Annotated in this window: 10 protein-coding genes; 3 read left to right on the forward strand and 7 right to left on the reverse strand. The window is 32.4% G+C overall.

The annotated features are described in order from the left end of the window. Positions 1–36: 36 nt before the first annotated feature. The 5 genes from HN894_00205 to HN894_00225 form a co-directional block, all read right to left on the reverse strand. On the reverse strand, positions 37–1,392 hold the full coding sequence (locus HN894_00205; GenBank protein MBT7141726.1) for a GHKL domain-containing protein: 1,356 nt from the start codon (positions 1,390–1,392) through the stop codon (positions 37–39). Further along, positions 1,382–2,749 carry a sigma-54-dependent Fis family transcriptional regulator gene (locus tag HN894_00210; GenBank protein ID MBT7141727.1) on the reverse strand — a complete coding sequence of 456 codons (1,368 nt, stop codon included), beginning with the start codon at positions 2,747–2,749 and terminating at the stop codon, positions 1,382–1,384. Before HN894_00210 ends, HN894_00205 begins: the two co-directional genes overlap by 11 nt. Positions 2,750–3,132: 383 nt before the next feature. After that, positions 3,133–4,053 (reverse strand): calcium/sodium antiporter, encoded by a 921-nt coding sequence (locus HN894_00215; protein ID MBT7141728.1) that lies wholly within the window; start codon positions 4,051–4,053, stop codon positions 3,133–3,135. Further along, positions 4,040–5,041 carry a sodium:calcium antiporter gene (locus tag HN894_00220; GenBank protein ID MBT7141729.1) on the reverse strand — a complete coding sequence of 334 codons (1,002 nt, stop codon included), beginning with the start codon at positions 5,039–5,041 and terminating at the stop codon, positions 4,040–4,042. The genes HN894_00215 and HN894_00220 overlap by 14 nt, the downstream gene beginning before the upstream one ends. Before the next feature lie 30 nt (positions 5,042–5,071). Beyond that, complete coding sequence (locus HN894_00225; protein ID MBT7141730.1) at positions 5,072–5,302, reverse strand: twin-arginine translocase TatA/TatE family subunit; 231 nt, start codon at positions 5,300–5,302, stop codon at positions 5,072–5,074. A gap of 374 nt (positions 5,303–5,676) precedes the next feature. Between HN894_00225 and HN894_00230 the strand changes: the two genes are divergently transcribed. The 3 genes from HN894_00230 to HN894_00240 all read left to right on the forward strand — a co-directional run bounded on the left by HN894_00230 (position 5,677) and on the right by HN894_00240 (position 10,091). Continuing rightward, complete coding sequence (locus HN894_00230; GenBank protein MBT7141731.1) at positions 5,677–7,182, forward strand: glutamine synthetase; 1,506 nt, start codon at positions 5,677–5,679, stop codon at positions 7,180–7,182. A 90-nt stretch (positions 7,183–7,272) separates the two neighbouring features. Continuing rightward, positions 7,273–8,454, forward strand: a complete 1,182-nt coding sequence (locus tag HN894_00235) for a PLP-dependent transferase (protein MBT7141732.1) — start codon at positions 7,273–7,275, stop codon at positions 8,452–8,454. 197 nt (positions 8,455–8,651) lie between these two features. Beyond that, complete coding sequence (locus HN894_00240; protein ID MBT7141733.1) at positions 8,652–10,091, forward strand: transposase; 1,440 nt, start codon at positions 8,652–8,654, stop codon at positions 10,089–10,091. A 166-nt stretch (positions 10,092–10,257) separates the two neighbouring features. Here the strand turns inward: HN894_00240 and HN894_00245 are convergent, their stop codons facing one another. Further along, a complete protein-coding gene (locus HN894_00245; GenBank protein ID MBT7141734.1) occupies positions 10,258–11,211 on the reverse strand; it encodes a prolyl oligopeptidase family serine peptidase in 954 nt (317 codons plus the stop codon). 189 nt (positions 11,212–11,400) lie between these two features. Continuing rightward, positions 11,401–12,684: a glycosyltransferase family 4 protein gene (locus HN894_00250; GenBank protein ID MBT7141735.1), complete on the reverse strand. Its 1,284-nt coding sequence runs from the start codon at positions 12,682–12,684 to the stop codon at positions 11,401–11,403. Positions 12,685–12,795: the final 111 nt, after the last annotated feature.

Consider the following 12,795-nt stretch of genomic DNA (forward strand, 5'->3'; position numbering starts at 1 on the left):
GCTACACGAATTTTGATCAATCTCTACGAAACCTATTTAAAAACGTAAAATCATTGTAGTGCCCTCATTTGGCTGTGAATTTACGGAAATTGTGCCGCCATGTAGTTTCAGAATTTGCCTCGACAGGCTTAGTCCAATTCCTGAGCCTTCGCTTTTTGTAGTAAAAAATGGAATGAAAATTTTATCTACTACATTTTCTAAAATTCCATCGCCATTGTCTGAAACTTCGACAACTAATCGCCCTCTGTCTGAAAGTTTTACATCAATTTCTATTTTCGGATTTTCAACATTTTGCAGAGCTTCGCATGAGTTTTTTATTAAATTTATCAACACTTGCTCCATAAGTTGGTCGTCAGCGACAAGTTCTAAATCTTCAGGAAATACTTTCAAAACAAATTGAATATTTTGTCTTTCCAAATCTCTCTCTAGCAATGAATAAATGTTATCTAAAAACTCCTTAATGTAGAATATTTTAAAATCGGGTTTAGGAATTCGAGTAAGACTTCTATATGTCTCCACAAAGTGCATCAAACCTGTGCTTCTTTTATTAATTGTTTGCATTGCCGATTGAATATCTTCAAGATTTTCGCTCAAAATATCCGACTTCTCTAAATCCTTTTCTCTCGTTTCATTTATAATTGTATTAGCAGTTGCAGTTAGCGAAACTATAGGTGTAATAGAATTCATAATTTCGTGCGTAAGCACCCTTATCAGGTTTTGCCAAGACTCTATTTCCTTCTCTTCTAATTCTTTATGAATATTTTGAATAGAAACAAGAATTATTAGTTGGTCCTTAATTTTAAATTCTTTACCGAAAATAATCAATTGTAGCACTTCATTATTATCATTCATTTTTATGAGTAATCGTTGCCCTGAAGTAAGATTCAGAAGTGCATCGACTAATTCTTTGCTTTGATCACTAAGGTCTCGGATATTTTTCAAACCTGTTTTCCGGAACAATCTTTTTGTAGCATTGTTAAACATCTCAACCTCACCATTTTTGCGGTATGCAATCATGCTTATTTCGATATGTTGAATTACATTCTGAAGGAAATAAAATTGTTCTTCTTTTTCGTTTCTGATTTTTTGAAACTCTTTTATTACACGATTGAATACGTCTTTCATATTGTCGAAAGACGACCCCAGGCCTTCAATACGAAAAGATCGCGTAAAATCAGAATATTTAATTGCTTCGAGAAAATCAGTTAAGAATTTGTTGGTTTTGGTTACAAACTGAAAAATCAGATATACCTGAAGAATAATTAGTAAACCTACAAATAAGGAGGTTGTATAAAATTTTGTATTCGATAATAGGTAGATGAATACAAAAATTAAAATTGAAAGTATTAGTATTTTAAGAAATACATTAAGCTTAAAATTCTTATAAACCATGCTTTTCTAATCTTCTATACAATGAAGTTCTGGTTAAACCTAATTCTTTTGCTGCATGGCTTACGTTACCTTTGTTTTTTGCGAGAACCTTGTTGATTATGTTTTTTTCAACTTCATCTAGATTATATGATTTAAGCTCTACTTCATTCGATTTAGTTTTCGATAATAAAATGAAATCCTCGTTTTCGAGTTTCGACGAATCGGTCATAATAACTGCACGTTCTATGGCATGTTGCAATTCTCTGATGTTTCCGGGCCATGCGTATTGTTCAAGCTTTTTTAAGGCGGAAGAGCTAATTCCTTTTACATTCTTTTTGTATTTTTTTGCCTGGATTTTCAAAAAATGATCTGCTAATAAGGCAATGTCTTCAACCCTTTCCCGCAAAGGAGGTAATTGAATTTCTACGGTATTAATTCTATATAGTAAATCTTGCCGAAATTCATCTTTTACGGCTAACTCATGTATAGAAGAATTTGTAGCACAAATCAATCTGATATCGAAAGAACGAGATTTGTTTGAACCAACTCTTATTACTTCTCTGCGTTCTATCACTGTCAAAAGTTTTGCTTGCAATGGCAAAGAAAGATTTCCAATCTCATCAAGAAAAAGCGTTCCTCCACTTGATATTTCAAATCTGCCGGGCTTTTCTTTTTTCGCATCTGTGAATGCACCTTTTTCATGTCCAAAAAGTTCGCTTTCAAATAAAGTTTCAGCAATTGAACCCAAATCAACGCTGACAAAAACATCATCTGTACGACGAGAATTTCTGTGAAGTGCTCTTGCAACAACTTCTTTTCCGGTGCCATTTTCTCCCAAGATTAAAACACTTGCATCAGTCTCGGCAACTTTTTTAATAGTTGCATATACTTGCATCATTGCAGGCGATTTTCCAATGAAATCTTTGAAAGGCTGATCAATTGCATCTATCAGACCTTTTTGTTTGCTTCTTAGATTTTGGTTTTCGATTTTCGATTTTCGAAGTTTTATTGCCGAAGAAATTGTTGCAATAAATTTCTCGTTTTGCCATGGTTTTATAACAAAATCAACTGCTCCTTCTTTAATTGCTCTAACAGCTTTTTCGGTGTCTCCATATGCTGTTATAAAAAGCACAACAGCTTCCGGGTCAATTTCAATGATTTTTTTCAACCAATCAAAACCTTCCTGCCCACTAATGGCATCTTTTGTGAAATTCATATCCAACAAAATCACATCATAACTGAAATTTTTCATTAATTCAGGTATCTGTTTCGGGTTGGTTTCGGTATGGATAAGTTCGACATGCTTTTTCAGCAATAACTTTACAGAAAATAAAATATCTATATTGTCATCAACAATTAAGACTTTTCCAAATTTCATGGTAGTATGTTATAGTAAATAATTATTTTCAAATATTTTTATACACTTAAACAAAATAAAATAAACTCATTATTGAGTTCAATATTATTAATTAAATTAAAATCTATGAAAATTACAAATTTTAAGCCAGAAATTAGCAAAAAATATTTATTTAAGTTATTTTGAAAAATTAGACATATCCTTTGGTGAAAATTCGATATACGATAGGAGCCCTCTAAAAATGCAAATTTCTTCGTTGTTTCGCAATTTTAAAATCCTCATTTATAATAGTAAACTCCGGTTTTCAAATTTCTTACGCCTTGAAATTTACTATTTTTAGAAGTCCCCGATAGGTATTAGCATAGATTTACAAATATTTCATAAAAGCAGGATAAATTTTTCTTTTAAATAAAAGTCCAAGCCCATCTTGCCAATCCTAAGCATATAAGGATAATTCCTTCTTTTCGGCTAATTCGCCAGCCAATTCGCATAAAAATAAGGACAATAAAAACCATTCCTGATAGCATCAAAAGATTTGGTCGTGCTGCTGCTTCTACCGGAAGTGGACGAATAATAGCCGCAAGTCCTAAAACTCCAAAAAGGTTGAATATATCGCTACCAATCAAGTTTCCTATTGACATTCCGTGATGCCCACGTAATGCAGCAACAATTGAGGTTGCAAGTTCGGGGGCTGATGTTCCGGCAGCAATAATTGTGGCTGCAACTACCCAATTAGAAACTCCCATAACTTCTGCAATATCTATAGACGATTCGACAAGAAAATGCGAACCGCCAAGGACCATAAGAAAACCTAATAGTAAGAGAAGAGTATCGAACCAACGAAGTTTTTCAGTTTCTGCAGGTGCTTCAAGCATTTCTTTCCTGAAGTATAAATATCCTAAATAAACAATCAGTAACGAAAAAAGAATAATTCCTTCGATTTGACTCAATCTTAAGTCCCATAAAAAGAATGTCAGCAAAAGAGTTCCGAAAAATAAAAATCCTCCGTCTCTACCAATAACCTTTTTATTTGTCATTAAGCTATGTACAACGGCTGTTCCCCCGAGAATAAATCCAAGGTTAAAAATATTTGAACCTACAATATTCCCTACTGAAATATCGCCAATTCCTTTCATAGCTGCTAGTATGGTAACACCAAATTCGGGAGCAGATGTTCCCATTGCAACAACTGTTAATCCAATTACCAATTCCGATATTTCAAATCGGCGAGCAATTTTGGCTGCCGAATCAACCAACCATATTGCTCCTTTCGAAATTGCAAAAATTGAAAATATTATTATTACTATATCTTTAAAAACTTCCATTTACAAGCCATACAATATAAAACACATAAAAGCCTACAAAAATAGCTCCCTCCCACTTTTTTATTATCCCACTTTTTGCTGTAGAATAGTAAATTACAAAGTAAACTATTTCCATAAACCTAGAGGAGATTTTTTTTCCAAAAGGAATCAAAAAAAACAACAATAAAAACGAAGCTCCCAGCATCCAATACAAATTTAAGTATAAGCTATCATTGATTATTTGTATGTTTTTAATAACACTGGTAATACCGAGAATCCCAAAAACATTGAAGATATTTGAGCCAATAATATTACCGATTGAAATGTCTGTTTCTTTTTTAAGGGCTGCAATTATTGAAGTTGCCAATTCGGGAACGCTAGTACCAAAAGCTACTAAAGAAACAGATATTACTAAATCGGAAATTCCTAAACCTACTGCAATTCCTGTTGCACCTTTAATCAACCATTCGGCACCAAAAACCAAACCTACCGATGATATTAATATAAAAACAATTGATAATCCTAATGAATATTCGGGTTTCTTAGATTCATTGTTTTTTTTAGTCTCTCGACGAGAAATATGAAGAGACATTAAGATATATAAAAGGAGTAATATTACAAAAAGTAAACCTTCCCAAAAAACCAATTTCGAATCTAAAAGAAAAGCGATAAGTAAAAGATTTGCCAAAAGCATTATATTCCAATCAATTTTGATTGTCGATTTTTTTACCGGAATAGGGATAATTAAAGATGTCAGACCTAAAACCAAAGCAATATTTGCAATATTTGAACCTATTACATTTCCAACCGAAATTTCTGGATGACTATTTATTGCAGCGCCTACACTTACCACAAGTTCGGGCATGGATGTTCCGAAAGATACAACTACAATTCCAATTACTAATGTTGACAATTTTAGATTTCTTGATAATTCCACTGCTCCTTTAACAAGGAAGTTGCCGCTGAAAGAAAGTGTCAATATGCCTACAAATAGTAAAATGTAATCCATAATGCAGATATAAGGTTTTATCTATTGGTTTTATAAATTACTATTTTTCTTAATTGTTTTTGATATTTCTTTAATGTCATCAACTACTTTTGATTCATTTTCAAATTCACGCTTGATATCGTTTGTTGCCTTGCGGAATTCTTTCATTCCTTTCCCAAAACCTTTGGCAATTTCAGGCAATTTTTTCGATCCAAACAACAACAGTATTACAATTAGAATGACAAAAATTTCGCCGCCGCTGATAAATACCACAAAGTTCATATATACAATTTTTTCGCAAATATATTGAAAAGTTGACATATTCAATAATTTGCATATGATTTATAAGGAATAATAATTTTCAGTTCAACATATATTATTTTTATATAGCCCTTTTTATGCAAGTTCTAAATCATCTATCCGAGAGATGCAATTTAATTTCACAAACTATCTGAAACAAATGAAATTCAGCATTTTAGTTGAGAATAAGGCATTAAATTTATTATTAAAAATTTCAAAATAAAATATTAAAAATTTGGCAACAGATAATTTCAATTTAGAATATATGGTATTGAATAAAAAAACTAATTTTGGAGTTTTAAAATATTTTTATTGATACTTGATTTTTTGTGCATTTAACAACAAAATATAATAAAATGAGAGCAGATGAAATAAAAATGAATCCTAACAAACTTGTTAAACATTTACAAAAAGCAGCAAGTCAATTCACAAAAGATGATATAATTCAATTTATTGTGGATAATAATATCGAAATGTTAAATTTCAGATATATTGCTGGAGATGGAAAGCTTAAAACTTTAAATTTTGTAATCACCAGTTTGGAACATTTAGATACAATTTTGACAGAGGGCGAAAGAGTTGATGGCTCAAGCTTGTTTTCATATATTGGCACAGGTTCTAGCGATCTATATGTTGTTCCAAAATATAGAACTGCATTTGTAAATCCGTTTGCCGAGGTGCCCACATTAGATATTTTATGCTCGTTTTATACTAATACAGGCGAACCACTGAAAAGCGCACCAGAGTATATTCTGAAAAAAGCACACCAGGTATTTAAAAATGCCACAGGATTCAAATTCAAAGCTCTGGGAGAATTGGAATATTACGTGATGAGCGAAAAATATGATCGTTATCCGGCAATCGATCAAAGAGGCTATCATTCTGCACCGCCCTTTACTAATTGGGAAGATTTGCGTATCGAAGCATTAAAAATAATTTCAGAATCGGGTGGAAAAATAAAATACGCACATTCCGAAGTTGGAAATTTTACTACAAATGAAGAATCGTTTGAGCAACACGAAATTGAATTTCTACCACAGGACGTAGAAGATTCAGCAGACCAGTTGGTTATTGCTAAATGGATACTTCGAATGCTTGGCGACAAGTATAAAGCAAGAATTAGTTTTGCTCCAAAAATTACTGTAGGAAAAGCAGGAAGTGGCTTACATATCCATATGCTGATAGAAAAAGATGGCAAAAATTTGATGCTTGAAAATAACAAATTGAGCGATATTTCGAAGAAAGTAATTGCAGGATTATTAGACCTTGCTGCACCATTAACAGCTTTTGGAAACACTATTCCTACCTCATATCTGCGTTTGGTTCCTCATCAGGAAGCACCTACAAATATCTGTTGGGGTGATAGAAATCGTTCGGTTCTGGTAAGAGTTCCATTAGGTTGGATAGGCGTAACAAACATGATTTTCGATGCTAATCCTCAAGACAAATCGCCTGCTTTGAGAGCAAGTTCGAAACAAACTGTTGAATTTAGGGCTCCGGATGGTTCAGCAGATATTCACTACTTACTTTCAGGCTTGGTAATAGCCGCACAACATGGTCTGGAAATGAAAGATTCATTGAAAAAAGCAGAAGACCTATATGTTGATGTGAATATTTTTAATGAAGAAAATGCCAAAAAATTAGCATCTCTTGATACTCTACCTACATCTTGTTGGGAATCTGCTTTAGCTCTTGACAAATACCGACAGTATTTCGAAAAAAACTCTGTTTTCTCTAAAGGTTCAATCGATAATATTATTGAAATGCTAAAATCGTATGACGACAAAAACCTAAGTGAAACACTTTTTGGAAATGCCGACGAGATTAGGCAATTGGTTGATAAATATTTACATTGTAAATAAAATATTAATATTCAATTTTTCTTTCACATAGAAATAATTTGAGTAATTTTGCACATATGTTCATAATTAATAATTTTTAAATAATAATAAATGGATACTAAAAATTCAGGATTTAACACAAAACTAATCCACAGTGGCGATTTCAAAGACGAATTTGGTAGTGCAGTTGTACCAATTTATCAAACATCAACTTTTGCTTTTAAGAATGCACAGCACGGTGCCAACTGCTTTTCAGGAAAGGAAAAAGGATATATCTATACAAGAATAGGTAATCCTACAATTGATGCTTTAGAAAATAAACTGGCAGAACTCGAAAATGGATATCGAGGAATTGTTCTCGCCTCGGGCATGGCAGCGGTTACAACAGTTTATATGGCATTTCTTCATCAGGGAGCTCACATGGTTAGTACAGGTGCAGTTTACGGACCAAGCCGTGGAGTTATAAAAAGTCATTTCGAGAAATTTGGAGTTGAAGCAAGTTTTATTGATACATCCAATCTCGAATTAATTGAAAAATCAATTAAAGAAAATACCAAACTTATATATTTAGAAACACCTGCAAATCCAACAATACAATTGACCGACATAGAGGAAGCATGTAAAATAGCTCATAAACATGGAATTACGGTTGTTGTTGACAATACATTTTCGAGCCCATATTTGCAAAAACCGCTTGATTTGGGGGCAGATGTTTCTTTACATTCTTTAACAAAATTTATTAATGGTCATGCAGATATTGTAGGTGGAGCATTAATTGCAAAAGATGAGGCTATATATAACCAAATGCGAAAAACAATGGTTTATATGGGCGGAAATATGGATCCTCATCAGGCATATTTAGTGAATAGAGGAGTTAAAACCTTATCATTGCGAATAGACAAAGCTCAGGAAAGCGCAATGAAAATAGCAGAGTATCTTCAAAAACATCCAAAAATTGAATGGATAAAATATCCAGGCTTAGAGTCGTTTGAGCAACATGAATTAGCTAAAAAACAAATGACTGGCTTTGGCAGCATGATAAGTTTTGGAGTAAAAGGAGGATATCAGGCAGGCGTTGTTCTTATGGATAATGTACATTTGGCAAAACTGGCTGTTTCTCTTGGAGGTGTTGAAACTTTAATTCAACATCCTGCGTCGATGACTCACGCAGCAGTATCTGCTGAAGATAAGCTCGAATCCGGAATTACTGATAGTTTAGTTCGTTATTCTGTGGGAATAGAGGATGTAAAAGATATTATTTCCGATTTGGAGCAGGCTTTGGAGAAAATATAATCTAAAGACGAAAATGTAAGTTTCGGCATCAAATTTTTACATACCGAAACTTGCATATTAATTACTCAAGTTTCGGAAGTAATTTCACTATTTTTCTTAGCGTCTGATAATCAATAAAAAAGTTTAAAAAAAAAGTAGCATATTAAAATTCAAAGAACTATCTTTGAGGGAGTTACTAATTCCAAAAGATAGGAAATATGCTACACATCAAAGATAGTCAAAAATTATTTGAGTTTACAAGTTATTTTAACAATTCTACACAGGCAATCTCAAACCTGATTAACATTTTTTCTGTATTCTCCTCCAAATCTATTACAAGAGATATTTTTGGTTTTAAAACAAAAGGATATTCTTATACAAATCTGTTGCAAATGCTTATTTTGATGCCTTTTCTCGGAGCAAAAAATATCCATAAGGTTTTCAGTTCTCATTATCAGGTATTTTATAAAGGAAAGAAGGACTGTCTGTACGACACATTACGTGATTCAAATATTAATTGGAGACGATTGTTAGTGAATTTTGCGAAACGTTTTATCAAAAAGGTAAATGAAAACAGCATATCAGAATGCCTCACATATTTTATTGTAGATGATTCTGACATGGAAAAAAGCACACCGTTTTTTGAATGTCTAAGTAGAGTTTTTAACCATGTAAGCCACACGCATGTATTTGCATACAAAGTGCTTACACTTGGCTATAGTGATGGTAAAAGTTTTATACCACTTGATTTTTCTCTGCACAACGAAAAAGGCAAAAAGAAAAACTATGGTTTAACAAGCAAACAGCGAAAAGAACAATACAAGAAAGACCGAAATCCGGCAAGTCATGGAGCAAAGCGAAAAAGAGAGATGCGTACAAAAAAGGGTAAGAGTCTGATTAAGATGATAAAACGTTCAGTAAACCATGGTATTATAGCTAAATATCTTTTAACCGATTCATGGTTTATATGTGAGAATATGATAAGTGAGATTAGAAATATAAAGAACGGAGCAATACATATTCTTTCAATGTGCAAGATGGATAAACGAAAATATTCATATGCAGATGGAGAATTCAATGCAAAAGACCTGTTGAAGCGAAAAAAGCAAAATAGAAAAAATATCATACGTTCGAAAAAACATAAAGTGTATTATATTGAACTTCAAGTAGAATACAAGGGATTTAAACTTAAACTATTTTTCACAAGGCTTACAAAACGGTCAAAATGGAGACTACTGGTTACAACAAATACGGCACTAACATTTACGCAAGCTTATGAAATGTATGTTAACAGGTGGGCTATTGAAGTGTTTTTCAAAGAATGCAAACAGCTTTTAGGGCTGGGCAAAAATCAGAGTAGAGACTTTGATACACAAATTGCTGCAACCACAATATGCTTTATCCAATACACAATACTTGCTCTTTACAAAAGAATTGAAAAATACGAGACTATTGGAGGTATCTTTGAAACTTGCAAAGACTCAATTACTGAACAGATATTTGCAGACCGGATAAAAGCTTTAATATTGGAGCTTATAGAAATATTGGTTCACATATTAGACCTATCAATAGAATTAGAAAAAATAATTTCAACAATTATCGAAAAAATGAAATTGACAACAAAATCAGGCTCATTTTTTCTACCCATAACAACATAGGTGGAACAAAACTAGTAGTATAGATGAAAAATGGAATTCGCAACTCTCTTATTGTTAAATGTATCAAAAATTACTAGAGCTGATTGTCAGAATGTTACAAGTGCTCAGAAAGTTGAGTTAATTAAAGTTTGAATTTTGATTAGAGGCAATTTTTATAATAAAATTCTCAATTTTTCAGATATTTGTGAAACCACTTCTTTATTTCCATATTAACTTCTTTTTTATACTCTGGTAATTTATTGGTACCACCTTCGTACATAATCAGTTTGTGCGGAATTTTATTTTTCAAAAACTCGCCAGAAAGATTCAAAACCGTTTGTGGTGCTGCCAAACTATCGGCAGTTCCATGCAATAGTAAAATGGATGTAGTTTTACAAATATTTTCACAAAAGTAAACAGCAGACCGTTGTTTCATTGCTTCTTCTGAAATTGAAATAAAATCGGGGATAATTTCCGGATAAACGGTTTCTACACTATCATTTCCAGCCATTGCATTATACAACAAATCTGACAATCCACCACCTACGAATGCAGCTTTTATCTTATCTGTTTTGCTTAATGCTAAATAAGTCATCATTCCGCCTCTATGCCAACCGTACATTCCAATTTTTGTAGTGTCAGCTTCATTAACTTGTTTTAATACATCAATCAATGTAAGGACATCATTAATATCATTTCCTCCAAATTCATCAATACCTTCATCACTACCAGATCCTCTATATTGACTTGCAATTACAAGGTATCCCCAACTTGCAATGGTTGCTAATTCTTTCATGGCAAATTCGTCTGTAATCATACCAAATTTACCAAAACCATCTCTATTGTAAATTATACACGGTAACTTGCCAGAATTTGTTGGAAATACAAGATAGCCGCTAATTAAATTTGTATCTGAAAAATATAATAATCTTTCAATTCTAATGTTGTCGATATACTCAAAATCAGGGTTTAAAATTGGGCCATTAGGTCCGTCGATAGTGAGAAGTTTCAATAAAGAAGTATCAGCATTTACATTTAAAATATCTCTGTATGCTAATTTGTTTTTTTGACTAAAACTATTATTCATAAAAAACATGAAAACAAGTAAGATAATTCCTTTTAAAACATTATTTTTCTGCATTTCAATCATATTCATAAATTACTATATGGTATTTTTGTATTTGAAATTTTGAGAAATAAATTTTTCAACATACAAATCATAATAAAGGCAAATATTGACTCATTGCTATTTTCTTAATTGTCTAATAATTGCACACTTTACACAAAAGGAAAGTGAAAAACTACCATTTCAGCTTCACTTTTTCAATTGCTATAAAGCTTTTGCTTTTTCTAATAACAGTTCCAATTTTTCTTGAAGTGTGTCATACGAAAAATGCTTTTTCCCAAGCATAAAATTATATTCTGTAATTTCTTTATTCAATTTTTCGTTGTAAATTATCTCTTTCATATCTGCCACAGCTTTGTCGGTAAGATTATTGTCTTCCAACATTACAGTTTTGAAACCTTTGCTTCCAATATCGGGCATATAAACAGGCTTGTAATTATTTACAAAAATGGCGGTTTTCGATAAAATTGCCTCAACAAAAGCATTTCCAAATCCTTCGTATGTACTGAAATATGTACATGCACGTGAATGAGCATAAGCATCAGATAATGAATAGGTTCTTGTATTTCCGCTCGACAAACCATAATTATTCACAATATGCGATGCAAAAATTACCTGACGAGGAATTTTCAATTGATGAATAAGGTCGATTAGTTCATTGTAATAAATAGCACCTTCATCGTCGGCTTGGCTACCTGTTATCACAAGTTTGATATTTTTATCGTCAAGAAGTGAAATTAGTTTTATAGCCACCTCAATTCCTTTTCGGCGAACAATTCTTGTGATTTGCGACAGAATCATATCGTTTTCAGAAAGTCCCAAATCTCTTTTCAAAAACTGATTGTTATGACTTAATTGTCCGAATGGAATATCAAAATTCATTACATTTGGTACAACTACTGAATCTCTGTTAAATCTTTCTTTCAATGTTTTCTGACCATGAAGATTAATTACCGCATGAAAAACATTAGGTAGTCGTAAAGGGAAATCGCATGCAACAATTTCATTGATTGCATTGTGAGGTGAAACATATCTTCCGCCCCTTTCCCATGCAAAATCGTGGTCGTGAGTGATAGTTGGTATTCCAAGCTTAATAACAGCTTTTTTTATTCCCAGCCCCATTTCGAGATGTGCAGGCAATGCTGATGCATTTTCCGAGAGAATGATATCTATTTTGTTTTCGTTTGCCCACTCTACAATTTTATTTCCAATATTATCAGAATAAAATTCAATATGCTCAAGAAGTTCTTCAATATTTACTTCCGGATGATGAAATGCTTTTTTTTGCCCCCAATAGCTTTCAGGAGAAAAAAACGACATTTCTACCATAAGTGTTTCATTTTTTGCGTCTAATTTTCTTTCTTGAAATTGTCCGGAAAGAATGTAGGTTTCGTGCCCCATTCGATTAAAAATTTCTATCCATTTTTCCGTTTCCAGTGCAACTCCGTCAACTCCACCAATTCTACCTATTATTATTCCTATTCTCATAATCAATATATTAATAAACATTCTCAGATTTCAAAATCATGGAAACAATTATACGAAAAAATTCTACGGTATGAAATATTAGCTAATAATTTTTGATTAATTTTAGTTTTC

The sequence above is a fragment of the Bacteroidota bacterium genome (genome assembly GCA_018692315.1).
Lineage (GTDB): Bacteria > Bacteroidota > Bacteroidia > Bacteroidales > JABHKC01 > JABHKC01.

What these genes read in the sequence shown, in the direction of transcription:
- HN894_00205 (MBT7141726.1), bottom strand. Translation starts at nt 1,392, where the DNA reads ATGGTTTATAAGAATTTTAAGCTTAATGTATTTCTTAAAATACTAATA.
- HN894_00210 (MBT7141727.1), bottom strand. Translation starts at nt 2,749, where the DNA reads ATGAAATTTGGAAAAGTCTTAATTGTTGATGACAATATAGATATTTTA.
- HN894_00215 (MBT7141728.1), bottom strand. Translation starts at nt 4,053, where the DNA reads ATGGAAGTTTTTAAAGATATAGTAATAATAATATTTTCAATTTTTGCA.
- HN894_00220 (MBT7141729.1), bottom strand. Translation starts at nt 5,041, where the DNA reads ATGGATTACATTTTACTATTTGTAGGCATATTGACACTTTCTTTCAGC.
- HN894_00225 (MBT7141730.1), bottom strand. Translation starts at nt 5,302, where the DNA reads ATGAACTTTGTGGTATTTATCAGCGGCGGCGAAATTTTTGTCATTCTA.
- HN894_00230 (MBT7141731.1), top strand. Translation starts at nt 5,677, where the DNA reads ATGAGAGCAGATGAAATAAAAATGAATCCTAACAAACTTGTTAAACAT.
- HN894_00235 (MBT7141732.1), top strand. Translation starts at nt 7,273, where the DNA reads ATGGATACTAAAAATTCAGGATTTAACACAAAACTAATCCACAGTGGC.
- HN894_00240 (MBT7141733.1), top strand. Translation starts at nt 8,652, where the DNA reads ATGCTACACATCAAAGATAGTCAAAAATTATTTGAGTTTACAAGTTAT.
- HN894_00245 (MBT7141734.1), bottom strand. Translation starts at nt 11,211, where the DNA reads ATGCAGAAAAATAATGTTTTAAAAGGAATTATCTTACTTGTTTTCATG.
- HN894_00250 (MBT7141735.1), bottom strand. Translation starts at nt 12,684, where the DNA reads ATGAGAATAGGAATAATAATAGGTAGAATTGGTGGAGTTGACGGAGTT.